This window comes from Stenotrophomonas sp. STEN035 (assembly GCF_056759935.1).
In genome coordinates this window covers 12,117-37,132 of record NZ_JBRRDY010000030.1, presented here as the reverse complement: position 1 = coordinate 37,132, position 25,016 = coordinate 12,117, and the positions used below count along the sequence as shown (strand labels likewise).

19 protein-coding genes are annotated in these 25,016 nt (G+C 62.5%); 11 read left to right on the top strand and 8 right to left on the bottom strand.

The window, feature by feature from the left end:
* The first annotated feature begins 24 nt into the window (after positions 1-24).
* Genes ACVOLL_RS15540 through ACVOLL_RS15530 form a run of 3 tightly spaced genes read left to right on the top strand, consistent with a single transcriptional unit; the run spans position 25 to position 7,701 of the window.
* A complete protein-coding gene (locus ACVOLL_RS15540; RefSeq protein WP_481513703.1) occupies positions 25-1,161 on the top strand; it encodes an efflux RND transporter periplasmic adaptor subunit in 1,137 nt (378 codons plus the stop codon).
* The gene (locus ACVOLL_RS15535; protein ID WP_481513702.1) at positions 1,158-4,625 is read left to right on the top strand and encodes an efflux RND transporter permease subunit; all 3,468 of its coding nucleotides are present in this window, start codon (positions 1,158-1,160) and stop codon (positions 4,623-4,625) included. Before ACVOLL_RS15540 ends, ACVOLL_RS15535 begins: the two co-directional genes overlap by 4 nt.
* Positions 4,626-4,629: 4 nt before the next feature.
* Positions 4,630-7,701, top strand: coding sequence for an efflux RND transporter permease subunit (locus ACVOLL_RS15530; protein WP_481513731.1), 3,072 nt, complete (start codon positions 4,630-4,632; stop codon positions 7,699-7,701).
* Positions 7,702-8,059: 358 nt separating this feature from the next.
* On the opposite strand, the gene ACVOLL_RS15525 is transcribed toward ACVOLL_RS15530, so the two are convergent.
* The 6 genes from ACVOLL_RS15525 to ykgO form a co-directional block, all read right to left on the bottom strand.
* Complete coding sequence (locus ACVOLL_RS15525) at positions 8,060-9,292, bottom strand: TraB/GumN family protein (protein ID WP_481513701.1); 1,233 nt, start codon at positions 9,290-9,292, stop codon at positions 8,060-8,062.
* Positions 9,285-9,815, bottom strand: coding sequence for an N-acetyltransferase family protein (locus ACVOLL_RS15520; RefSeq protein ID WP_481513700.1), 531 nt, complete (start codon positions 9,813-9,815; stop codon positions 9,285-9,287). The genes ACVOLL_RS15525 and ACVOLL_RS15520 overlap by 8 nt, the downstream gene beginning before the upstream one ends.
* Positions 9,816-9,826: 11 nt before the next feature.
* Entirely contained in the window at positions 9,827-10,714 is an 888-nt protein-coding gene (locus ACVOLL_RS15515) for a carbon-nitrogen hydrolase (RefSeq protein WP_481513699.1), read from the bottom strand.
* Positions 10,715-10,918: 204 nt separating this feature from the next.
* The gene (locus tag ACVOLL_RS15510) at positions 10,919-11,956 is read right to left on the bottom strand and encodes an agmatine deiminase family protein (protein ID WP_481513698.1); all 1,038 of its coding nucleotides are present in this window, start codon (positions 11,954-11,956) and stop codon (positions 10,919-10,921) included.
* A 69-nt stretch (positions 11,957-12,025) separates the two neighbouring features.
* Positions 12,026-12,355 carry a hypothetical protein gene (locus ACVOLL_RS15505; RefSeq protein ID WP_481513697.1) on the bottom strand — a complete coding sequence of 110 codons (330 nt, stop codon included), beginning with the start codon at positions 12,353-12,355 and terminating at the stop codon, positions 12,026-12,028.
* Between the two features lie 197 nt (positions 12,356-12,552).
* Entirely contained in the window at positions 12,553-12,678 is a 126-nt protein-coding gene (gene ykgO / locus ACVOLL_RS15500) for a type B 50S ribosomal protein L36 (RefSeq protein ID WP_057628212.1), read from the bottom strand.
* A 191-nt stretch (positions 12,679-12,869) separates the two neighbouring features.
* Here ykgO and cmk point away from each other — a divergent pair, with 191 nt between their 5' ends.
* The 8 genes from cmk (at position 12,870) to galU (ending at position 21,164) form a co-directional block, all read left to right on the top strand.
* Complete coding sequence (gene cmk, locus ACVOLL_RS15495; RefSeq protein WP_481513696.1) at positions 12,870-13,544, top strand: (d)CMP kinase; 675 nt, start codon at positions 12,870-12,872, stop codon at positions 13,542-13,544.
* A 193-nt stretch (positions 13,545-13,737) separates the two neighbouring features.
* A complete protein-coding gene (rpsA, locus tag ACVOLL_RS15490) occupies positions 13,738-15,423 on the top strand; it encodes a 30S ribosomal protein S1 (protein ID WP_481508286.1) in 1,686 nt (561 codons plus the stop codon).
* A gap of 87 nt (positions 15,424-15,510) precedes the next feature.
* Positions 15,511-15,816, top strand: coding sequence for an integration host factor subunit beta (locus tag ACVOLL_RS15485; RefSeq protein WP_057628209.1), 306 nt, complete (start codon positions 15,511-15,513; stop codon positions 15,814-15,816).
* Positions 15,817-15,898: 82 nt separating this feature from the next.
* Positions 15,899-16,195, top strand: a complete 297-nt coding sequence (locus ACVOLL_RS15480; RefSeq protein ID WP_481513695.1) for a lipopolysaccharide assembly protein LapA domain-containing protein — start codon at positions 15,899-15,901, stop codon at positions 16,193-16,195.
* Positions 16,196-16,201: 6 nt separating this feature from the next.
* Positions 16,202-17,380, top strand: coding sequence for a lipopolysaccharide assembly protein LapB (gene lapB / locus ACVOLL_RS15475; protein WP_481513694.1), 1,179 nt, complete (start codon positions 16,202-16,204; stop codon positions 17,378-17,380).
* Positions 17,381-18,355, top strand: coding sequence for an MraY family glycosyltransferase (locus ACVOLL_RS15470; RefSeq protein ID WP_481513693.1), 975 nt, complete (start codon positions 17,381-17,383; stop codon positions 18,353-18,355).
* 14 nt (positions 18,356-18,369) lie between these two features.
* Entirely contained in the window at positions 18,370-20,286 is a 1,917-nt protein-coding gene (locus ACVOLL_RS15465; protein ID WP_481513692.1) for a polysaccharide biosynthesis protein, read from the top strand.
* Positions 20,286-21,164, top strand: coding sequence for a UTP--glucose-1-phosphate uridylyltransferase GalU (gene galU / locus ACVOLL_RS15460; RefSeq protein WP_481513691.1), 879 nt, complete (start codon positions 20,286-20,288; stop codon positions 21,162-21,164). The genes ACVOLL_RS15465 and galU overlap by 1 nt, the downstream gene beginning before the upstream one ends.
* A gap of 174 nt (positions 21,165-21,338) precedes the next feature.
* On the opposite strand, the gene ACVOLL_RS15455 is transcribed toward galU, so the two are convergent.
* Both ACVOLL_RS15455 and ACVOLL_RS15450 read right to left on the bottom strand, forming a co-directional pair.
* Positions 21,339-22,547 (bottom strand): acetyl-CoA C-acyltransferase, encoded by a 1,209-nt coding sequence (locus tag ACVOLL_RS15455; RefSeq protein WP_481513690.1) that lies wholly within the window; start codon positions 22,545-22,547, stop codon positions 21,339-21,341.
* A gap of 79 nt (positions 22,548-22,626) precedes the next feature.
* Positions 22,627-24,999, bottom strand: coding sequence for a 3-hydroxyacyl-CoA dehydrogenase/enoyl-CoA hydratase family protein (locus tag ACVOLL_RS15450; protein WP_481513689.1), 2,373 nt, complete (start codon positions 24,997-24,999; stop codon positions 22,627-22,629).
* Between the last annotated feature and the right edge of the window lie 17 nt (positions 25,000-25,016).

The following is a 25,016-nucleotide window of genomic DNA, read 5'->3' as shown; positions in this document are numbered from 1 at the left end:
CTACGCATCCCCAGGGACAAGACGATGTCGCGACTTTTCACTCTGCACGCCCGCACCGGAAGCTGCGCTGCTGCACTCCTGATCACCACTTCCCTGTTGCTCGGCGGCTGCAAGGCCGGCGGCGAGGAAGCCAAGGCCAAGACGCCGGATGAGCAGAAGGCCAGTGACGCCGTGCCGGTGGAAGTGGCCAAGGCCGAGCGCCGTGCCATTGCTGCCAGCTATACCGGTACCGCGGCGCTGGAGCCGCGCGCTGAATCGCAGGTGGTCGCAAAGACCTCCGGCGTGGCGCTGGCGGTGCTGGTCGAAGAAGGCCAACTGGTGCGCGCTGGCCAACCGCTGGTCCGGCTGGACCCGGACCGCGCGCGTCTGAGCGTGGCTCAGAGCGAGGCCCAGATGCGCAAGCTGGAGAACAGCTATCACCGCGCCGAGAAGCTGGTGCAGCAGCAGCTGGTCAGCGCTGCCGACGTGGACCAGCTGCGCTATGACCTGGAGAACGCGCGCGCGATGTACCGGATGGCGACGCTGGAGTTGTCCTACACAACGGTGGTTGCACCTATCTCTGGCGTGATCGCTTCGCGCGACATCAAGCCGGGCAACTTCGTGCAGATCAACTCGCCGATCATCCGCATCGTCGACAGTGGCCAGCTCGAAGCCACCCTCAATGTGCCCGAGCGCGAAATCGCCAAGCTCAAGCCGGGCCAGGCAGTGACCTTGCAGGTTGATGCATTGCCGGGCAAGCCCTTCACCGGCAGCGTGGACCGCGTTGCGCCGGTGGTCGACAACGGCACCGGCACCTTCCGCGTGGTCACCACCTTCACTGGCGAAGACGCATTGCAGGCCGGCATGTTCGGCCGCCTGAGCATCAACTACGACCAGCGCGCCGATGCGTTGGTGGTGCCGCGTACCGCGCTGTTGGAAGACGGTGGCAAGCCGGCGGTCTATGTGGTGCGTGACGGCAAGGCCGTGCGTACCGAATTGGCCCTGGGTTACGACGATGCCGGCTTCATCGAGGTGCGCAACGGTCTGAAGCAGGGTGATGAAGTCGTCATCGCCGGCAAGGCTGCACTGCGCGAAGGCAGTGCGGTGCAGGTGATCGGCAAGGAGAAGGCGGTCGCAGCGGCGGCCAAGGCGCCGGCAGCCGCACAGGCGACCAAACAATGAGTGACCACGGACCGTCGGCTTCCGGCGGTGGCTTCGATCTGATCGAGTTCGCCACCCGCCGCCGCGTCACCATCGCGATGATGACGCTGACCCTGGTGTTGTTTGGCCTGATCTCGCTGTCCAGCCTGAAGGTCGAACTGCTGCCGGACCTGAGTTATCCCACCCTGACCGTGCGTACCGATTACGAAGGTGCGGCGCCGGCCGAAGTGGAAACACTGATTTCGCAGCCAGCCGAAGAAGCGCTGGGCATCGTCAAGGGCCTGCGCAAACTCAAGTCGATTTCCCGCACCGGTCAAAGCGACGTGGTGCTGGAATTCGCCTGGGGCACGGACATGCAGCAGGCCGGGCTGGACGTGCGCGACAAGATGGAGACGCTGCAGCTGCCGCTGGAGGCCAAGCCGCCGGTACTGCTGCGCTTCAATCCCTCGACCCAGCCGATCATGCGGCTGGCACTGTCGTCCAAGCAGGAAGCCGGCAACGACGCCGATGCCGTGCGCCGCCTGATGGAGCTGCGTCGCTATGCCGACGAAGACCTCAAGCGCAAGCTCGAGCCGGTCAGCGGTGTGGCCGCGGTCAAGGTTGGCGGTGGTCTGGAAGATGAGATCCAGGTCGATATCGACCAGCGCAAGCTGGCTGCTCTGGGGCTGTCGTTGGACACGGTGATCCAGCGCCTGCAGCAGGAGAACGTCAATCTTTCCGGCGGTCGACTGGAAGAAGGCTCGCAGCGTTACCTGGTGCGTACCGTCAACCAGTTCGCCACCGTTGAACAGATGCGCGAGATGCTGCTGACCACGGCCAGTGGCTCCAGCACTGCAAGCTCGGCCGGCGAAAACCGCCAGCTGATGTCGGCCATCCTCGGCAGCAGCGATCCCAATGTGATCGCGGCGATGCGCAGCGATGGCAGCAGCAGCGCGCCCAGCGTGCGCCTGAAAGATGTAGCACAGGTAAGCCAAGGCTATAAGGAACGCGAGGCGGTGATCCGCGCTGGCGGTCACGAGGCTGTTGAGCTGGCGGTCTATAAGGAAGGCGACGCCAATACCGTTTCCACCGCCGATGCGTTGGAAGCCAAGCTCGAAACCATCCGCAAGGAGATGCCCAAGGACATCGAGATGACGATGGTGGAGGACCAGTCGGTCTTCATCCGCCACGCCATCAAGGACGTCAAGATCGATGCGGTGATCGGTGGCCTGCTGTCGGTGCTGATCATCTTCCTGTTCCTGCGTGATGGCTGGAGCACCTTCGTGATCTCGCTGTCGCTGCCGATCTCGATCATCGCCACATTCTTCTTCATGGGCCAGCTCGGCCTGAGCTTGAACGTGATGTCGCTGGGCGGCCTGGCGCTGGCCACTGGTCTGGTGGTGGATGACTCGATCGTGGTGTTGGAATCCATCGCCAAGGCGCGTGAGCGCGGCATGGGCATTCTGGAAGCGGCGATCAAGGGCACCCGTGAAGTGTTCATGGCAGTGGTTGCCTCGACCCTGACCACCATTGCGGTGTTCCTGCCGCTGGTATTCGTCGAAGGCATCGCCGGCCAGTTGTTCCGCGACCAGGCCTTGACCGTGTCGATCGCCATTGCGGTGTCGCTGGTGGTGTCGATGACCTTGATCCCGATGCTGAGCGCGCTGAAGGGCCGTCCGCCGCTGGAGTTCCCGGCCGAGGATCCGCGTGAGCCGTGGCGCCCGGAGAGCCGTTGGAAGAAGCCGGCGGCCTATGCCGGCCGTGGCATCGGCGCGATGTTCCGCTATGGCTTCTATTTCCTGGCCTGGGGCGTGGTGCGGATCTTCCGTGGCATCGCTGCGGTGGTCGGTCCGGTGATGCGCAAGGCCAGTGATCTGGCGATGGCGCCGTATGGCCGCGCCGAGGCTGGCTATCTGCGCGCGCTGCCGGCGGCATTGAAGCGCCCGTGGCCGATCCTGGGTTTTGCAACGTTGGCCTTTGGCCTGACCCTGGCGGCGTTGCCGCTGCTGGGTGTGGACCTGCTGCCGCAGTTGGCCCAGGACCGCTTCGAGATGACCGCCAAGCTGCCGCCCGGCACGCCGCTGGCGCAGACCGATGCGCTGGTGCGCGAAGTGCAGCGCAAGCATGCGGACGAAGAAGGTGTGCGTCTGCTGTACGGCGTCTCCGGCACCGGTACGCGACTGGATGCCAGCCCTACCGAGAGCGGTGAGAACATCGGCAAGCTGTCGGTGGTGATGAATGACACCAAGCTCGAGCCGGCACTGACCGAGAAGCTGCGTGAAACCATGAAGGCCTGGCCGTCGGCGCAGGTGGATTTTGCCCGCCCGGAGCTGTTCGCGCTGTCGCCGCCGCTGGAAATCGAAATCGAGGGCAATAATCTCGAAGACATCCGTGTCGCCGGCAATCGTCTGGCCGGCATGCTGCGCGAGAATCCGCACTATGCTGACGTCAAGTCGACGGTGGAGCAGGGCTTCCCGGAAATCCAGGTGGTGTTCGACCAGGACCGCGCTGCAGCACTGGGCCTGACCACGCGTCAGATCGCCGATGCGGTGGTCAACAAGGTCAAGGGCAATGTCGCCACCCGCTACAGCTTCCGTGATCGCAAGATCGACGTGCTGGTGCGTGTGCAGGAGTCGGAGCGTTCTTCGGTGAACGACATCCGCCGCCTGATCGTCAACCCGACCGGCGCCAAGGCGATCGAACTGGGCTCGGTGGCTGACGTGATCGCCACCACCGGCCCGAGCGAAATCCACCGCGCCAACCAGCGCCGCGTGGCGATTGTCTCGGCCAACCTGCGCGATATCGACCTGGGCAAGGCCATCACCGAAGTGCAGAACATGGTGGCCAAGAACCCGCTGGGCACCGACGTAGGGATGCACATCGGTGGCCAGGGCCAGGAGCTGGGCGAATCGATCCGCTCGCTGCTGTTTGCCTTCGCCTTGGCGGTGTTCCTGGTCTACCTGGTGATGGCATCGCAGTTCGAATCGCTGCTGCATCCCTTCGTGATTCTGTTCACCATTCCGCTGGCGTTGGTTGGCGCGGTTGCGGCCTTGCTGCTGGCGCGTTCACCTGTCTCGGTGGTGGTGTTCATCGGCTTGATTCTATTGGTCGGTCTGGTGGTGAAGAACGCCATCATCCTGATCGACAAGGTCAACCAGCTGCGCGAGGAGGGTGTGGCCAAGCGTGAGGCCCTGGTTGAAGGCGCACGTTCGCGTCTGCGTCCGATCATGATGACCACGCTGTGCGCGGTGTTTGGCTTCCTGCCGCTGGCCCTGGCCTTCGGTGAAGGTGCCGAAGTGCGCTCGCCGATGGCGATCACCGTGATCGGCGGCTTGTTGGTCTCGACCATGCTGACCTTGCTGGTGATCCCGGTGGTGTACGACCTGTTGGACCGCAAGCCGGACGAGTACTACGCCGAGCGTGGCCGTCGTGCGCGTCAGGCGATGGCTCAGGCCGAGCAGGTGCTGAGCCATGAGCAGGACCCCATCGGCGGCATCAAGGACTGAGCGGATGAACATCACCGAGCTGTCCATCCGCCGCCCCGTCACCACCATCATGCTGTTCGTGTCGATGGTGGTGATCGGCCTGATTGCTGCGTTCAAGCTACCGCTGGAGTCGGAGCCGGAAGCATCGATTCCGTTCTTCTTCATTGCACTGCCGTACCCGGGGTCGACCCCGGAAGAAGTGGAGCGCAACCTGCTGCGGCCGGTTGAAGAGGCCATCGCCACGATGCCCGGCATCAAGACGATGAACTCGCGCGCCAACGCCGAGGGCGGCCAGATCCAGGTCGAATTCAGCGATTGGAACCGCGACATCGCCATGGCCGCATCCGAAGCGCGTGAGCGCATCGACGCGGTGCGTGACGAGTTGCCGGACGACTTCCGCCGCTATTACGTGCAGCGCTGGAGCACCAGCGACCAGGAAGCGATCAGCCTGCGCCTGAACAGTGCCGAGGACCTGACCGCGCGCGCTGACATGATCGAGCGCGCCATCAAGCAGCGGCTGGAGCGCCTGCCCGGCGTGGCCCGCGTCGAAGTGGAAGGCGTTGCCAAGCAGGAAGTGCTGATCGCGCTGGACAAGGATCGGATCAGTGCCCACGGCGTGGCCTTGAATGACCTTGTGCAGAAGCTGCAGGCGGCCAACTTCGCGGTATCGGCTGGACAGATCACCGAGGACGGCCGCCGCCTGCGCGTGCAACCCAGGGGTGAGCTGCTGGAAGTGCAGGAGCTGCGCGACCTGCCGGTCAACAACCGCGGTACCCGCCTGTCCGATATCGCCGAGGTCAGCCTGCAGCCGCAGCGCATGAGCTATGTGCGGCGCATGGAAGGCAAGCCCAGCGTGGGCGTGGACATCTATAAGGAGCGCTCGGCGAACCTGGTGGACCTGTCGCGCGCTGTGACCAAGGAAGTCGCGTTGTTGGGCGAGGATCCGGCCCTGCGCGGTGTCGATATCGAGATTGCGTGGGATTCCGGCAAAGCGGTCACCAGTTCGCTGCTGGCCCTGGCTGAGGCCGGTGCGATCGGTCTGCTGCTGTCGGTGATCGTGCTGTACGCCTTCCTGCGCCATTGGCCATCGACGCTGATGGTGTCGATGGCGATCCCGATCTGTTTCATCATGACCTTGGGCTTCATGTACTTCACCGGCATCAGCCTGAACATCATCTCGATGATGGGCTTGTTGCTGGCGGTGGGCATGTTGGTGGACAACGCCGTGGTGGTGGTGGAGAGCATCTACCAGGAGCGCGAGAAATACCCCGGCAAACCGGAGATGGCATCCATCATCGGTACCCGCCATGTGGCGATCGCACTGTCGGCCGGCACCTTGTGCCACTGCGTGGTGTTCCTGCCGATGATGTTCGGCGAGAAGAACATCATCACCATCTACCTGACCCAGCTGGCGTTGACCATCTCGTTCTCGTTGCTGGCCTCGTGGCTGGTGGCGGTGAGCCTGATTCCGATGCTGTCTGCGCGGATGAAGACGCCGCCGGCCTTGAAGTCGCCGTTCATCAGCCGTCTGCAGGAGCGTTATGCGCGGATACTGCGCTGGACCCTGCAGAACCGTGGCTGGAGCGTGGCCGGTATCGTGCTGGTGTCGGTGCTCAGCGTGTGGCCGATGACCCACACCACCGGCGGCGGTGACGACAACGATCCGGACGAGATCAATATCTTCTACCAATGGAAGGGTTCCTATTCCAAGGAAGAGATGGGCAAGGAAGTGCAGCGGGTCGAGGACTTCGTCAACGCCAACCGCGACGAGTTCAAGATCAAGCGCGTCTACAGCCGCTTTGCTGAGCAGGGCTGGGCGCAGACGCGCCTGTACCTGACCGTGGACGACCGCGAGCAGAGCAAGAAGATCGAGGAAGAGGTGCGCAAGGGGCTGCCGCAGTCGGCGCGCGCCAAGATCGGTATTGGCTGGCCGGGTGGCATGGGCAGCGAGGGGGGAGGACTGCGTTTCAGTCTGGTGGGTGATTCAAGCCAGACCTTGCGCGAGCTTGCCGATGACATCGTGCCGATCCTTGCGCGTGACCCCAAGCTGCGCGACGTGCGTGTGGACGTGGGTGATGCCAATGCCGAGCTGGCGGTGCGGGTCAACCGCGAACGAGCAGCTTCGTATGGCTTCAGTGCCCAGCAGGTGGCGCAGTTCGTGGGCATGGCGCTGCGTGGTTCATCGCTGCGTGACTTCCACCGTGATGACGTTGAGATCCCGGTCAACGTGCGCTTCTCAGGCTCGGAGAACTACAGCATCGAGGACTTGTCTTCGTTCATGGTGCGCAGCTCCAGTGGCAAGGAGATTCCGTTGCTGGCGATGGTGGACGTGAACGTCAATCCGGCGGCCAACTCCATCCAGCGCTTGAACCGGCAGACCATGTTGCGTATCGAGGCCGGCCTGGCCAAGGACGTGCCGATGGATCAGGCCCGCAAGTCGGTCGAGGAGACCCTGGACCGCGTGCAGTTCCCGCCGGGCTATGGCTATACGTTCAATGGTGCGGGTTTCAACATCAACTTCGATGGCATGGACCAGATGGTGACGGCGATCTTCATTGCCCTGATCTTGATGGTGGTGATCATGGCGGCGGTGTTCGAGTCGTTGTTGTTCCCGGCGGCGATCATGTCCTGCGTGCTGTTCTCGATCTATGGCGTGTACTGGCTGTTCTGGCTGACCGGCACCGAGATGAACATCATGGCGGTAATCGGCATCCTGGTGCTGATGGGCGTGGTGGTGAACAACGGCATCGTGATGATCGAGCACATCAACAATCTGCGCCGACGCGGCGTGTCGCGTACCGAGGCTTTGATCGAGGGTAGTCGCGAGCGTCTGCGGCCGATCATGATGACGATGGGTACGGCGATCCTGGCGATGGTGCCGATTGCCTTGAACACGACCACGGCCGATGGCATGCCGCCGTACTACCCGATGGCGCGTGCGATTGCGGGTGGATTGGCGTTCTCCACCGTGGTGAGCTTGCTGTTCCTGCCGACCATCTACGCGCTGCTGGATGATCTGCGTACTGGAACGGCGCGGTTGGTGCGGCGCGCGCGTGGGCTGCCTGCGTTGGAGCGGGGCGCCGTTGCAGAGAGTTGATCAGTTGGAGGGCAGGGCTGCTGTAGCTGCGTCGACGACCAGCAGCGAAGGCAAGAGCAACAGCTGAAGCAAGAGCTGCCCTCACCCCTACCCCTCTCCCGCATGCGGGAGAGGGGACAGCTGGAGCAAGGGCGGAAGCCGAAGCCAAAACCGAGGCTAAAGCCAAAACCGAGGCCAAAACCGAAGCACAAGCTAGTGCTTGAGATATGGCTTTGGCTACCGCAAGCCGGGGAGGCTGCAGTAGAAGAAAATGCATGAAATCAAATCCCCTCTCCCGCTTGCGGGAGAGGGGTAGGGGTGAGGGCGCTTCTACGCTTTTTGCGCTCTACAGCCTCAAAGCTTCAAAGCCCCAAAGGCCTCACCCAGCCAACTTCCCATAAACACTGAAGCCGGTAAGCCACAGCCCCAACATGCTGCCCAGATTGGTCAGCATGAAAGTCAGCACGATGCGGGTGACACGATTCCGGTACCAACCTTTCACGCTCTGCGCATCGTCACGCAGTTGCAGGAAGTCCTGATACGTGGGCTTGCGCAGCCGCGTCTCTACCAGCGCCGAAAACGCACCGGTGGGAATGCTCAAACGGAAGGGCTTGAACGGCGCAACCACAATCGCGGTCAGAATGCTCAGCGGATGGCTGGCAGCGAGCAGCGCGCCCAAGCCAGCCAGGCCGCCGGTGAACATCGCCCAGGTCAGCAGCATGTCGGCACCCATGCCCATGCCGCCCTTCCAGAAGCCAAAGCCAATGCCGCCCAGCACGATGGCCAGGATGCCCAGAGTGATCCACGGGATGTTGCGCTTCTTCGGCACCGACTCCAACTGCTCGCGAAGCGGGCCGGGTGCCTCGGTATCGGTTTCCAGATAGCGGGCCAACCCCGCAAGGTGACCCGCGCCAACAACTGCCAGCACATTGCGTTGCTCGCTGTTGTGTTCCTCCCGCAGACGCGTGGCCATGTAGCGGTCGCGCTCGCCGATGATGGCCTGGTACAGCGCCGGGCTTTCGTTGGCGAACTCGCCGAAGCTCGATTCCAGCATGTCGCCTTGCTTGAGCTTCTCGATTTCTTCTTCGCCCACATCCTCGGACGAGAACAGGCCGGCACCCAGACCCATCACCAGCTTGACCTTGCCGAAGAAGCCAAGGCTCTGCGAAGCGCGGCGGAAGGTGAGGCCGACATCGCGGTCGATCAGGTGTACCGGCAGATCATTGGCCTTGGCCAGTTCCACCGCGCGCTTCAGCTCAGCACCGGGTTCGATGCCCAGTTGCTCGGCAAGGCGACGCTGATAGGCGGCCAGCGCGAGGTTGGCGGCGAACAGCGCCACGCGACCCTTGCGGATCACTTCGACCAGATCCAGCTGGGCAAGCGCTTTGGGATTGGTCAGTGCCTGCAGGCGCTGCGGGTCCAGCTCAACCGCGACCGCGTCGTACTGACCGCTGGCGATAGCCTGCTCAACCGCTTGTACGCTGGCTGCAGAGACATGGGCAGTACCCAGCAAGGTGTAACGCACGCCGTCGCGTTCAACCACGCGCACGGGCTGACCGGCCAGCAGGTCGCCGCCGGTTTCAATAGAGGAGTCAGTCATTGCTTCATTCATTGGAAGGAGTGCTGTCGGCACCGTCGCCGAGTGCGCGTTGCATCTGTACCGTGTCCAGCCAGCGCCCGTGCTTGCGGCCAAGGCCGCGGAAAACGCCAACCAGCTCGAAGCCAAAGCGTTCGTGCAGCTTGATCGAAGCGGTATTGGTCGGCTCGCCGATCACCGCGATCATCTGCCGGTAACCGCGCGCGGTGCATTCATCGATCAAGGCCTGCATCAAGGCCTTGCCAACGCCTTGGCCCTGGAAACGACCATCGACATAGACCGAGTTCTCCACGGTCCATTGATAGGCGATGCGGGCACGGTAACTGTTGGCATAGGCGTAACCGGCTACCTCGTCGTCAATGGTGGCGACGAGGTAGGGAAAGCCGCGTGCAGTGATGTCCTGCATGCGCTGCGCCATGTCCGCTGCGCTGGGCACCTCGTATTCGTAGGTGTTGACCAGCTCGCGCACCTCCACCGCGTAGATCGCGGTGATGGCCGGGATATCAGCAGGTGTTGCGGGGCGCAGTTGCAGGCTCATGTCAGGTCCGGTCAGTCGATGTAGCGCTTGAGCAGGTCGCCGTAAGCATCGATGCGGCGGTCACGCAGGAACGGCCAGATGCGGCGCACGTGCTCACTGCGCTGCAGGTCGACGTCGCAGACCAGCAGGGTTGCATCGGTGCCGGCTTCGGCAATGAACTCGCCCTGCGGGCCCAGCACGTGGCTGTTGCCCCAGAAGTTGATGCCGGACGCGCCCAGCGGCGAGGCTTCGTGGCCGACGCGGTTGCAGCTCAGCACCGGCACGCCGTTGGCAACGGCGTGACCGCGGTGGCTGAGTACCCAGGCATCGCGCTGGCGGTTCTTCTCGTCCTGCACGTCGTCCGGGTCCCAGCCGATCGCGGTCGGGTAGAGCAGTAGTTCGGCACCGGCCAGCGCCATCAGGCGGGCGGCTTCCGGATACCACTGGTCCCAGCAGACCAGCACACCGAGGCGACCTACCGAAGTCTCGATCGGCTTGAAGCCGATGTCGCCCGGGGTGAAGTAGAACTTCTCGTAGAAGCCCGGGTCGTCGGGGATGTGCATCTTGCGGTACTTGCCCAGCAAGCTGCCGTCTTTCTCGAAGACCACGGCGGTGTTGTGGTACAGGCCGGCGGCGCGGCGTTCGAACAGCGAGCCGACGATGACCACACCATGCTTCTTGGCCAGTGCGCCGAGGTGTTCGGTGCTGGGGCCGGGAATCGGCTCGGCCAGGTCGAATTCGTCCACCGATTCGTGCTGGCAGAAATACGCGCCGTTATGCAGTTCCTGCAGCAGCACCAGTTTCGCGCCCTGCGCGGCAGCCTCGGCTACGCGTGCGTCGATCACGGCCAGGTTGGCGGCGGCATCACCATGGTTTCGTTCCTGCACCAGGGCGACGGTAAGAGGGCTGCGCGAGTTCATGCTGCGATCCTGCGGGGGAAAACGCGCATGTTAACGCGGATGCGCGTTGACAATGCGGTCTGGGCTGAACGGAGGGGCTGCGGAGATGGCGCCTTTCCGGTAGAGCCGAGCCATGCTCGGCTGCTGTTCGTTCCGGCGCCATGAAGCACGGATACGCGACGTGCTGCTCAGCCGAGCATGGCTCGGCTCTACAGGCGAATCAGCTCAGTTCTTCAGCAGGCCGGCGGGCAGCTGCATGGTGATGCAATGCAGGCTGCCGTTCTGCCAGATCAGCGAGCGGCAGGGGACCTGCACGATTTCGCGGCCAGGGAAGGCCTGTGCCAGTACGTCACGTGCAGCGTCATCGGCGGCGTCGCCATAGGCCGGCATCAGCACCGCGCCGTTGACGATCAGGAAGTTGGCATACGAGGCTGCCAGGCGGCGGCCTTCATCCAGGACCGGTTCGGCCCACGGCAACGGGAACAGGCGATAAGGCTTGCCCTCGCTGGTGCGCAGCGCGGCCAGTTCGGCGCCCATGGCCTGCAGCTCGGCGTAATGTGAGTCCTGTGGATCGTCGCAGTTCTGGTAGACGATGCTGTCGACCGAGGCAAAGCGGGCGAGGGTATCGATATGAGCGTCGGTGTCGTCGCCTTCCAGATAGCCGTGGTCCAGCCACAGCACGCGGTCCTGCTGCATCCAGGCGGCCATGTCGGCGCTGAGGGATTCGCGGTCGCGTTCCGGGTGGCGTTCGTGCAGGCACTTCCAGGTGGTCAGCAAGGTGCCGGCACCGTCGGTGTCGATGGCGCCGCCTTCCAATGCGAACGGAATGCTGCGGACCTGCGCGTTGTTGAACACCTGCGCCTGGTCGAGCACGCCAACCAGTTGGTCATCAAGGCTGGCCTCGAACTTGCCGCCCCAGCCGGTGAAACGGAAGTCCAGCAGCTGGAAGCTGCCGTCGGCGCGCTTGAGGGTGATCGGGCCGGAGTCGCGCAGCCAGGTGTCGTCGTAAGGCGCGGTGACGAACTGCACGCGATCCATGTCCACGCGATTCGAGCGCAGGCGCATTTCCGCGTAGGTCTCGATGTCGTCATCGGCCACGCAGATCAGCACAGGCTGGTAGCGGGTGATGGCGCTGACCAGCGCGATGTAGGTTTCCTCAACCTCAGCCAGGCGCTCGGCCCAGTCGGTGTCGGCGTTAGGCCAGGCGATCAATACGCCGGACTGGGTTTCCCATTCGGCTGGAAAGCGGAGCGTTTCGTTCATTCTTCTCGGATACATTCGGCCCGTCAGGGCGTTGGTGCAGCAGGCCGGGGCCTGCTGCCTGGAAAGGGTTCAGCGGATCGGCGGCTTGGGCCCGACTTCATCCGGGCTGGCCTGGCGGGCCACCACATCGATCACGCGCTGCTTTTCGAAGTACACGGTAAACGCCGGGTAGACCCAGCGGTTGATGGTCGGCCATTGACGCTTCTGGCCGCCGCGCGGGTCCATGCGTTCGCTGGGCGCACCGAAGCGAGCTTCCACCTCGGCCATGCTCTGGCCGCGGGCCGGAATGGCTTGGGCTGGCTTTTCCTGTGCGCGTTCAATCAACAAGGTGTCAGCGTGCACTGCCGGTGCGCTAGCCAGAACGGCGATCAGGCTCAAAATCTTGAATGCGTGCTTCATGGTCACATCTCCCCAGAGGACAGGCTGCGATTACAGCAAAAAATGGCGACGAAAGTGCAGTCCTGCGCCGTTATTGCTGCACGCAGTCAGCAATGCATCATCACGGCGCTTGGCCCGGTACGCAAAAAGCCGCCCAAGGGCGGCTTTTTGGCGTTGCTCGATCCTCGCGGACCAAGCGCTGGCTTGCGCCAGTTGGCTCAGCGCTGGCGAGCCTTGAAGCGCGGGTTCGACTTGCAGATCACGAAGATCTTGCCGCGACGGCGCACAACTTTGCAATCACGGTGACGGGTCTTCGCCGACTTCAGGGAGGACAGAACTTTCATGACATACCTCGGCGGATACTGGTAAGGAGATCTTAGGAGCGTGGCCGCGGATATGCAGGATAACGCCCGTTCAAGCCCGCCATTCTACTGGGTATTTCTGCGCCAGTTCAAGTGCTTGCATGCAAACGGGTGCAGGCAGGGCGGTGCGGGGCGTTAGAATAGCCCGATTCTCGTTCCAGACAGGCCTTTAAATGAGCCAGCTGCCCCCCGTTCTTACCATTGATGGCCCGTCCGGGGCCGGCAAGGGTACCGTCAGTCGCATCGTTGCCCGCCAGCTGGGCTGGCACTATCTGGACTCTGGTGCGCTGTATCGCGCGGTGGGCGTAGCTGCCAGTTGGGCCGACATCGATACCTCCGATGCCTCGGCGCTGGTGCGCTGCACTTTTGATACCAAGGTGCAGTTCGTGGAGCAGGGTGAGAGCCTGCGGGTGCTGGTCAATGGTACCGATGCCACCGATGAGTTGCGCTTGGAGACCACGGGTGCCCTGGCCTCGGCCATTGCGGCCATCCCTGAGGTCCGCGCCGCGCTGAAGGAGCGTCAGCGCGCATTCAGGGTTTTGCCCGGATTGGTGGCCGACGGTCGCGACATGGGCACCGTCATCTTCCCTGACGCCCCATTCAAGGTTTTCCTGACTGCGAGCGCCGAGGAGCGGGCCGAGCGGCGGCATAAACAGTTGAAAGAAAAAGGGGTTTCGGTTAACTTTGAAGACCTCCTGCGTGAGATCATGGCCCGCGACGCCCGTGATGCACAGCGCGCAGTGGCGCCCCTGAGGCCGGCCGATGACGCCATCCTCATCGACACCAGCGGTATTGGCATCGACGACGTCGTTGCCAAGGTGCTGGATCTGGCTTCCAAGGAAGCCTGATCCTCGCGGCGTTGAGTGCGATCAGTTGATCGGTCGCAGTCGTAGCAAAGATGTTGCAACAACCCGCTGCGCAATGGTGCGTGGTGGGCTTTTTCATTCACATTCGGCCGCTGCCATGGGGTCGTCCAACAGGCTGGACAGTACGGGTTTTCGCAACAGATCCGCTGTCCATATGTTCAACTGAGTAAATCTAATGACCGAATCATTTGCAGAACTGTTTGAAGCCAGTCAGGCCAATCTGGCCAAGCTGAAGCCCGGTGCCATCGTTATCGGTACCGTCGTTGAAGTCCGCGGCGACGTGGTCGTGATCAACGCCGGCCTGAAGTCCGAAGGCATCGTGCCGATCGAACAGTTCCGTAACGACGCTGGTGAAATCGACGTGGGCGTGGGCGACCAGGTAAAGGTTGCACTGGACTCGATCGAAAACGGCTTCGGCGAAACCATCCTGTCGCGCGAGAAGGCAAAGCGCGCCATGGTGTGGGACGAGCTGGAAGAAGCGTTGGAAAAGAACGAAACCATCACCGGCCGCATCAGCGGCAAGGTCAAGGGTGGTTTCACCGTGGACATCAAGGATGTCCGCGCATTCCTGCCCGGTTCGCTGGTCGATGTGCGCCCCGTGCGCGACCCGGCCTACCTGGAAGGCAAGGAGCTGGAATTCAAGCTCATCAAGCTGGACCGCAAGCGTAACAACGTGGTCGTGTCGCGTCGTGCAGTTGTCGAGAGCGAGCACTCGGAAGAGCGCGAGCAGCTGATGGACAAGCTGCAGGAAGGCGCAATCCTGAAGGGTGTCGTCAAGAACCTGACCGATTACGGCGCATTCGTGGACCTGGGCGGTATCGACGGCCTGCTGCACATCACCGACATGGCATGGAAGCGCGTGCGCCATCCGTCCGAAGTCGTGAACGTCGGCGACGAGCTGGACGTGCGCGTGCTGAAGTTCGACCGCGAGCGCAACCGCGTTTCGCTGGGCCTGAAGCAGCTGGGCGAAGATCCGTGGGACAACATCGCACGTCGTTACCCGGCCAACAGCCGCGTGTTCGGCAAGGTCTCCAACGTGACCGATTACGGCGCGTTCGTTGAGATCGAGCCGGGCGTTGAAGGCCTGGTGCACGTGTCCGAGATGGATTGGACCAACAAGAACGTCAACCCGTCCAAGGTTGTCCAGGTTGGTGATGAAGTCGAAGTGATGGTGCTGGACGTTGATGAAGAGCGTCGTCGTATCTCGCTGGGCATGAAGCAGGTTGCTGCCAACCCGTGGGAAACCTTCGCCGCCATCTTCAAGAAGGGCGACAAGGTTTCCGGTCAGATCAAGTCGATCACCGATTTCGGTATCTTCATCGGTCTGGACGGCGGCATCGACGGCCTGGTTCACCTGTCGGACATCAGCTGGAACACCACCGGCGAAGACGTGGTTCGCAACTTCAAGAAGGGCGACACCCTGGACGCAGTGGTCCTGGCCGTCGATCCGGAGCGCGAGCGCATCTCGCTGGGCGTCAAGCAGCTTGAGCAGGACCCGTTCGGCCAGTACATGGCTGCCAACCCGAAGGGTTCGAAGGTCGAAGGCGTTGTCAAGGAAGTGGATGCCAAGGGCGCAACCATCGAGCTGGCTGACGGCATCGAAGGCTACGTCTCGGCACGTGACGTTGCCAACGAGCGCGTCGACGACGCGACCCAGTTCCTGAAGGTCGGCGACAAGGTCGAAGCCAAGTTCGTGGGCATGGACCGTAAGGGCCGTACCCTGCAGCTGTCGATCAAGGCCAAGGATGATGCCGAAATGCGCGAAGTGCTGGAGGAATACCAGTCCTCTTCGGCATCCAGCGGCACCACCCAGCTGGGCGCACTGCTGCGTGCACAGCTGAACGGCAACAAGTCCGAGTAATCGGCTTCCTGTTGTAGATTTGACCTGGCGGCCCGGACAACAGTCCGGGCCGTTTCAGGGTAAGACCCTGCCATTGACGAGTACGCAATGACCAAATCCGAATTGATCGAAATCCTCGCGCGCCATCAGGCGCACCTGAAGGCTGATGATGTCGATCTGGCGGTGAAGTCGTTGCTGGAAATGATGGGTGGGGCGCTGTCCTCCGGTGACCGCATCGAGATCCGCGGTTTCGGTAGTTTTTCCTTGCATTACCGCCCGCCGCGCTTGGGCCGTAACCCGAAGACGGGTGAGTCGGTTGCGCTGCCGGGCAAGCATGTGCCGCATTTCAAGCCGGGCAAGGAGCTGCGCGAGCGCGTGAGCTCGGTGGTTCCGCTGGAAAGCGACCCCGCCTGAGTGTTGCGCAGCGGATTGACTGCTGCCATTTTTTCCGCCGAACGGTAAGCTACGGGCTCTTGTAACAGGAGTAAGCCGGCGCATGAAGACCGTTCGATTAGTGATTCTGCTGGCGGTGTTGATAGGCGGCCTGGTGATCGGCTCGCTCAACTCGCAGCCCATCGAAATCAGCCTTGCGTTCTGGGTGCTCAAGACCACCTCGGGTATCGCAATCATTGCATCGCTGTTGCTCGGCGCCCTGGTAGGCGGTGGCATGGTGATGGCGGCGCTGGTGATCCCTATGTACACCAAGCTGCGTCGCGCCAATAAAGCCGCCATAACGGCATCCGAGCCTGCAGCGCCTGCCGCGCAGACACCTTCTCCTTTTGACGGACGCTGAGCAACGATGGCCTTCATCAGTGAGTGGTTCTGGTTCTTCCTGTGCCTGCCGGTTGCCGCGATCGGTGGCTGGGTGATTGGTCGCCGCAGTGGTCAACGCCATAGTGAGAATCAGGTCACCCGTCTTTCCAGTACCTATTTCCGTGGCTTGAACTATCTGCTCAACGAGCAGCCGGACAAGGCCATCGAGTTGTTCCTGCATATTGCAGAGCTGGACAAGGAAACCTTCGAGACACAGGTAGCGCTGGGGCATCTGTTCCGTCGTCGTGGCGAAGTGGATCGTGCGATCCGCCTGCATCAGGGCTTGGTCAATCGCAACGATCTGAGTGACGCGCAGCGGGTGCAGGCATTGCTGGCGCTGGGCGAGGACTATATGAAGTCCGGGCTGCTGGATCGCGCCGAAACCGTATTCACCGAGTTGGCGCAGCTCGACCAGCGTGCGCCGCAGGCCTTGAAGCACCTGATCGGGATCTATCAGGCTGAGCGCGATTGGGAAAAGGCCATCGAGAACGCGACGCGCTACGAAGCGGTCACCGACGAGCCGATGGGTAAATTGATTGGTCAGTTCGAATGCGAGTTGGCTGAACGTTATCGCGCAGCAGGGCGATTGGACGATGCGCGTGCAGCGATCAATCGAGCCAATGCCGCTGATGCGATGAGCGTACGTGCGGGCATTATTGAAGGCCGCCTGGAAAGCGATTTCGGCAATGACGAAGCGGCGGTGCGCGCGTTTGAACGTGCCGCACGCAACGACCCGGACTACCTGCCCGAGATCCTGCCGCAGCTGCTGAAGAACTATCGCAATGTCGGTGATCTCGCCGGCGCGCGCGCGTTCCTCGCTGAAATGACCGAGCACTACCGAGGCATCGCGCCGGTACTGGCGCTGACGCGTTTGATGGAAGAGCAGGAGGGGCCGGCGCCTGCGCGTGCCTATCTGGGGCGCCAGCTCAAGGACAGGCCATCGGTACGCGGCGAGTCCGCCTTGATCGACCTGACCTTGGCTGAAGGTGCCGATCCGGTTGCGACTTTGCAGGACCTGAAGCACATCACCGATCAGCTGCTGGTTCGCAACCCGGCCTATCGCTGCACGCGTTGCGGCTTTGGTGCACGCACGCACCACTGGCAATGCCCGAGTTGCAAGGAGTGGGGTACGGTCAAGCCGCTATTGAATTTCGCGGTGCTCTGAGTGCTGGAGCCGTATTACTGGGTGGTGCTGCTGGTATTGGCCACCGCAGCGGTGGTGACCTGGCTGGCGATCCGCTATGCGCGCTGGCAGCAGTTGATCGATCAGCCGGGCGAGCGACGCAGTCATTGTGTGTCGACGCCGCGCGGAGGCGGCATTGGCATCGTGGTCTCGCAAGTGCTGGCCTGCGTGTTGGGCGCTGTGCTGATGCCGGACCATGCTGTTGTACTGCTGGTGTTCGGGCTGGGCCTGTTGCTGGTGGCGGGGATTGGCTGGTGGGATGATCACCGCTCGCTGCCCGCGTTGCCGCGTCTATGTGTTCATCTTTTGGCTGGGCTGATGCTCGCGGTATTGGTGTGGTCAGGCAGTGGTAGCCTGATAAAGGCGGTGTTCTGTTTCGGGTTGGCCGTGTCGTTGGTGAACATCTGGAATTTCATGGATGGCATCAATGGGCTTGCCAGCACCCAGGCCATTCTGGTTGGAGTAGGTGCCGCGTGGTTGTTGCCTGCGCCTTTTGCGTTGGCGGGCTGGGTGCTGGCGGCTGGCTGCGCGGGGTTCTTGCCGTTCAATTTCCCCCGGGCTCGGATTTTCATGGGCGACGTCGGCAGCGGCGCGCTGGGTTATCTGGTGGCGGGCCTGCTGGCGCTCGGGCTGAGTGTTACCGATACCGTACCGGTACTGTGGCTGATGCTGCCCGCCGCGTTCCTGGCTGATTCGGGTTTCACGCTGCTGTCACGAATGCTCAAAGGTGAGCCTTGGATGCAGCCGCATACCCAGCACCTTTATCAGCGCTTCGTGAAACGTGAATACAGTCACGCGGTTGTTACGCTGGGCTATTCGCTCTTCGGCCTTGTGGGGCTTACACTTGCAGCGCAATTTTCAAGGCTTCCCCTAGGTTGGGGGTGGGCAGGGGGCGTTACCTGGCTAACTGCTACGGCAGTGGCTTGGATGTTCCTGCGTGCTAGGGCACTTAATTAAGGACAGAGTTTTCTATGGCGTCTTGGTTCGCGCGCTTTGTAGGCGGTGGTCCCCGCTACGCGGTAATGCTGCACGACCTGGTCATGGTGTGGTTGTGCTGGCAGTTGCTGCTGATGGCGCGCTTTGCGTTATTGGATGCCGGCCCGGTTCATCCGTGGTTCTCGCTTGATGTTGCGGTTGTCGTCGCAATACAGGCGCTCGCATTCTGGAAGGTTGGGTTGTACCGGGGGCTGTGGAGATTCGCTTCGGTTGCCGATCTGATCAATATCTTCAAGGCCAGTTTCATTGGGCTGCTTGCGATAGTTGTGGTTTTCTCCTCTCGCCGACTGGAAGGCATTCCTATTTCCGTACTTGTGGTCTACCCGTTTGCGCTGTCCGCGTTGTTGGGTGGTCCACGGTTGCTTTACCGTGCCTGGAAGGATTATCAGGCCCAGCACTCGGACGCCCGGGCGCGGCGCGTGCTGGTGCTTGGGGCAGGCCAAGCCGCCGAATCGCTGATCAAGGATCTGCGCCGTTCTGGAGACTATGAACCGGTGGGTTTGCTGGATGACTCACCGCATCTGCAGGGTGCCTGGTTGCATGGAGCGGCAATTCTCGGGACCTTGGACGAGGTTGCAGTTGTTGCCAGAGAGACGAGCGCAAAGCTGCTGGTGATTGCCATTCCTACGCTGGATGCGGCAGGAATGCAGCGTGTGGTTGCTTTGTGTGAAAGCACGGGCCTGCCATTTCGCACGGTACCGCGCCTGACCGACATCCTGGAGGGCAGTTCGCTGCCCGGCCAACTCAAGGAAGTGGCGATCGAAGACCTGCTTGGCCGTAAGCCAATCCTGCCGGACTGGGAGTTGCTGCGCAGTTGGTTGCGTGGGCGTACGGTGCTGGTTACAGGTGGTGGTGGTTCGATTGGCTCGGAATTGTGCCGGCAGTGCGCGCGGCATGGCATATCGCGCATTGTGGTGCTGGAGATCAGCGAATTGCTGATGATCAACATCCAGTCCGAGTTGCGCCGGAGCTTTCCAGACCTTGAGGTCCATGGGGTGTTGGGTGATTGTGGTGATCCGGCGGTGATTCGTCACGCGCTGCGCAGTTACAAGCCCGATACCGTGTTTCATGCGGCGGCCTACAAGCAGGTACCACTGCTGGAGGCGCAGTTGCGCGAAGCTGTGCGCAACAACACGTTGTCGACGGAGTGCGTCGCTACGGCCTGTATCGAATCGAGTGTTGAGAACTTCGTCTTCATCTCCACCGACAAGGCGGTTGACCCGGCCAACGCGCTTGGCGCGACCAAGCGCTATGCCGAGATGATCTGCCAGAGTCTGAACCGGCGCAGCGCCAAAACGCGGTTTGTCACCGTCAGATTCGGCAATGTACTGGGCTCGGTGGGTAGCGTGGTGCCGATGTTCCGCGAGCAGATCCGCAAGGGCGGCCCGATTACCGTCACTCATCCAGATGTAAGTCGCTATTTCATGACGATTCCGGAGGCCTGCCTTTTGATTCTGCAGGCGGCGGCATCGTCTTCACGCGGTGCCATCTACATGTTGGACATGGGTGAGCCGGTATTCATCCGCCACCTGGCCGAGCAGATGATCCGACTGGCAGGCAAGCAGCCGGGGATCGATATCCCGATCATCTACACCGGCCTGCGTCCGGGTGAGAAGTTGCACGAAAGCCTGTTCTACGCTGATGAGAATTGCCAGCCAACCGCACATCCGAAGGTGATGGCCGCCGGTGTTCGTGAGTTCTCTCCCGAACTGGTTTTGAACAATGTGGCGGCACTCAGGAAAGCTGTTGCCGCCTACGACGTAGAGACGATGCGCAATATCTTGGGGGCTACCATTCCCGAATTCATGCCTGCCAAGGATGTGGCGGCGCAGACGGGTACGGCTAACATCGTACCGTTCCCCACCTCCAAAGAAGCTGGAAGAAGCCACTGATGCAAGGTCGAATCAAGAAGGCAGTATTTCCCGTCGCTGGTCTTGGAACACGGTTCCTGCCTGCGACCAAGACCGTGCCGAAGGAAATGCTGCCGATCATTGATCGTCCGCTGATCCAGTACGCGGTGGATGAGGCGATCGAGGCGGGCTGCGACACGCTGATCTTCATCACCAACCGTTACAAGCATGCAGTGGCCGACTACTTCGACAAGGCCTACGAGCTGGAGCAGAAGCTCGAGCGTGCCGGTAAGCTCGAGCAGCTGGAGCTGATCCGCCACGTGCTACCCAAGGGCGTACGCGCGGTATTTGTGACCCAGACCGAAGCGCTGGGACTTGGTCATGCGGTGCTGTGCGCCAAGGCTATTGTCGGTAACGAGCCGTTTGCAGTGTTGTTGCCGGACGACCTGATCTGGAATCGTGGCGAGAGCGCGCTCAAGCAGATGGCCGACCTCAACCAGGCCAGTGGTGCCAGCGTCATTGCGGTGGAGGACGTGCCGCATGAGAAGACAGGTAGCTACGGCATTGTTGCCACCGACAAGTTCGATGGTCGCAAGGGGCATATCACACAGATCGTCGAGAAGCCCAAGCCGGAAGACGCGCCAAGTGATCTCGCTGTAGTGGGCCGCTACGTGCTCAGCCCGAAGATTTTTGAGTTGCTGGAGGCTACCGGAACCGGTGCCGGTGGCGAGATCCAGCTGACCGATGCGATCGCGCAGCTTCTCAAGACCGAGCAGGTTGATGCGTATCGCTTCGAAGGCACCCGTTTTGACTGCGGTACGCATCTGGGGCTGGTGGAGGCCACCGTGCGCTTTGCGCTGGAAAACGAGAAGCTGGCTGCGCCCGCGCGCGAGATGATGCAGAAGATGCTGGCCGAGTAAGCGCCGGGAGACATTCCAGAAGCTGATGTTGTCTGTCAGCTGTTTGGGGAGGAAAGGCAGCCGCAAGGCTGCTTTTCTGTTTCTGGCGGCAAAGGGCTCGCTCTTCGCCGTGAAAGTGGCAGAAAGAAGGCGGCCTCGCGGCCGCCTTGTTCCATCAACGCTACGACGAACCGCTTACAGCGATTCGAAAATGCCTGCAGCGCCCATGCCGGTGCCGATGCACATGGTGACCATGCCGTACTTCTGCTGGCGACGGCGCAGCCCGTGCAGCAGGGTAGCGGTACGGATCGCGCCGGTGGCGCCCAGCGGGTGACCCAGGGCGATGGCGCCGCCCAGCGGGTTGACCTTGGACGGGTCCAGGCCGCAATCACGGATGACCGCCAGCGACTGCGCGGCAAAGGCTTCGTTGAGCTCGATCCAGTCCAGCTGGTCCTGGCTCAGGCCAGCCTGCTTCAGCGCCTTCGGGATCGCCGCGATCGGACCGATGCCCATCACTTCCGGGCGCACACCGGCGACCGAGAAGCTGACGAAGCGGGCCAGCGGGGTCAGGCCGTAGTCCTTGATCGCCTGCTCCGAGGCCAGCAGCACCGCACCGGCGCCATCGCTCATCTGCGAGGAGTTGCCAGCGGTGACCGAGCCGCCGAACTGGCCGTTGCGGAACACCGGGCGCAGCTTGGCCAGGCCTTCAGCCGACGAATCCAGGCGCGGGCCTTCGTCGGTATCGGCCAGCTTGTTGCGGGTGATGATGCGCTTGCCATCAGCCAGGTCAGGCAGGTGCGAGACGATGTCGTAGGGGCTGATCTCGTCCTTGAACTCGCCGTTCTGGATCGCGGCGATGGCCTTCTGGTGCGAGGCCAGGGCGAAGGCGTCCTGTTCTTCGCGCGAGACCTTCCATTCTTCGGCGACTTTCTCGGCGGTGATGCCCATGCCGTAGGCAATGGCGACGTGGTCGTTGTCGAACACGCTCGGTGCCATTGCGATCTTGTTGCCCATCATCGGCACCATCGACATCGACTCGGTGCCGCCGGCGAGCATCAGGTCGCTGTTGCCCAGACGGATCTGGTCGGCAGCCATCGCAACGGCTTGCAGGCCGGACGAGCAGAAGCGGTTCACCGTCTGCGCGGCAATGGTGTTGGGCAGGCCGGCCAGCAGCACGCCGATGCGCGCCACGTTCATGCCTTGCTCGGCTTCGGGCATGGCGCAGCCGATGATGGCGTCGTCGATGCGGTTGACGTCCACGCCCGGGGCCTGTGCGACCACGGAACGGAGCACGTGGGCGAGCATGTCGTCCGGGCGGATGTTGCGGAACATGCCCTTGGGCGCCTTGCCAACCGGGGTGCGGGTGGCGGCGACGATGTAGGCGTCCTGGATTTGCTTGGTCATTGCAGTGATCTCTTCAATAGGTGTGAGCGTGAGGGCGGGCGAGGGCAGCGCTTGCAGCGCTGCCCCGAGGCACGCTCACTCAGTTCCGCAGCGGCTTGCCGGTGGTCAGCATGTGCGCGATGCGGGCCTGGGTCTTTTCCTGCTGGGCCAGTTCGACGAAGTGCTTGCGCTCCAACGTCAGCAGCCACTCTTCGTCGACCACGGTGTTGCGATCAACCTTGCCGCCGCACAGCACGGTGGCGATGCGCTCGGCGATCTCGTAGTCGTAGGGGCTGATGAAGCGGCCTTCCAGCATGTTGACCAGCATCATCTTGAAGGTGGCGATGCCAACGTCACCGGCCACGCGGATGCGGCGTGCCGGCATCGGCGGACGGTAGCCGCCTTCGGCCAGCGCGGTGACTTCGGCCTTGGCGATGTGCAGCAGCTCGAAGCTGTTGAACACGACCTTGTCGGTGCCGCGCATCAGGCCCAGTTCCTTGGCGTTGACCGCCGAGTTGGAGACCTTGGCCATGGCCACGGTTTCGAAGGTCTTCTTCAGCTCTGCGAACACGTCGCCGTCCGGGCCGGCCGCCTGCGAGGCACGCACGGCGATTTCCTTCAGGCCGCCACCGGCCGGCAGCAGGCCGACGCCGGCTTCCACCAGGCCGATATAGCTTTCCAGTGCCGCAACCGACTTGGCTGCATGCATCTGGAATTCGCAGCCGCCGCCCAAAGCCAGGCCGCGCACCGCGGTGACAACCGGCACGGTGGCGTACTTGATGCGCTGGCTGGTGCGCTGGAAGTTGGCAACCATCGCTTCGAACTCGGCGAACTTACCGGCCTTCAACGCGCCCAGTGCGCCGGACAGATCGGCGCCTGCGGAGAAGGGCTCCTTGTTCTGCCAGATCACCACGCCCTTGAACTGCTTCTCGGACAAGGCAATCGCGTGCTGGATTCCGTCCAGGACCTGATCGGAAACGGTGTTCATCTTGGTCTTGAAGCTGATGACGCCGATGCCGTCACCGTCGGTCCACAGGCGGATGCCGTCGTTCTCGAACACGGTTTCGCCCTGCGCGAACTTCTCGCCCAGCAGTGCGTCCGGGAAGCGCTGGCGCTGGTACACCGGCAGTGACGAGCGCGGCACCAGTGCATTCTGCGACGGGCTGTAGCTGCCTTCGGCGGCATGCACGCCATCACGGCCGTCCAGCACCCAGGCCGGCAACGGCGCATTGCTCATGCTCTTGCCGGCGGCGATGTCGTCGGCGATCCACTGCGCCACCTGCTTCCAACCGGCAGCCTGCCAGGTCTCGAACGGGCCCAGCGACCAGCCGTAGCCCCAGCGGATCGCCAGGTCGACGTCGCGCGCGGTTTCGGCGATGTCGGCCAGGTGGTAGGCGCTGTAATGGAACAGGTCGCGGAAGGTCGCCCACAGGAACTGCGCATGCGGGTGCTGGCTCTCGCGCAGCTTGGCGAACTTCTCGGCCGGGTTCTTGATCTTCAGGATCTCGACCACTTCCGGTGCGGCGACGCGGTCGGCCGGACGGTAGTCCTGCTTCTCAAGGTCGACGACCATGATGTCCTTGCCGACCTTGCGGAAGATGCCGGCGCCGGTCTTCTGGCCCAGTGCACCCTTGCTGATCAGCGCGCCCAGCCATGCCGGCGCGTTGAAGTACTTGTGCCACGGGTCGTCGGGCAGGGTGTCGCCCATGGTCTTGATGACGTGGGCCATGGTGTCCAGGCCGACCACGTCGGAGGTGCGGTAGGTCGCTGACTTCGGGCGGCCGACCAGCGGGCCGGTCAGACCATCCACTTCGTCAAAGCCCAGGCCGAACTGCTGGGTGTGGTGGATGGTCGACAGGATCGAAAACACGCCGATGCGGTTGCCGATGAAGTTCGGGGTGTCCTTGGCGTACACCACGCCCTTGCCCAGGTTGGTGGTCAGGAAGGTTTCCAGGCCTTCCAGCACCGACTTGTCGGTGGTTTTGGCCGGGATCAGCTCGGCCAGGTGCATGTAGCGCGGCGGGTTGAAGAAATGCACGCCGCTGAAGCGATGGCGCAGTTCTTCCGGCAGCACGTCGGCCAGCTTGTTGATGCCCAGGCCCGAAGTGTTGGAAGCCAGTACCGCGTGTTCGTTCACGAACGGCGCGATCTTCTTGTACAGGTCCTGCTTCCAGTCCATCCGTTCAGCGATGGCTTCGATGATCAGGTCGCAGCCGCGCAACTGCTCCAGACCGGAGTCGTAATTGGCCGGGGTGATGGCTTCAGCCAGTGCCTTGCTGGCCAGCGGGGCCGGGCTCAGCTTGCCGAGGTTGGCAATGGCCTTGAGCACGATGCCGTCGGCAGGACCTTCCTTGGCGGCCAGGTCGAACAGCACGGTGTCGACGCCGGCATTGGTCAGGTGGGCGGCGATCTGCGCACCCATGACGCCTGCGCCAAGAACGGCGGCGCGGCGGACAAGCAGGGAATTGGACATATCGATAAACCTTTGGT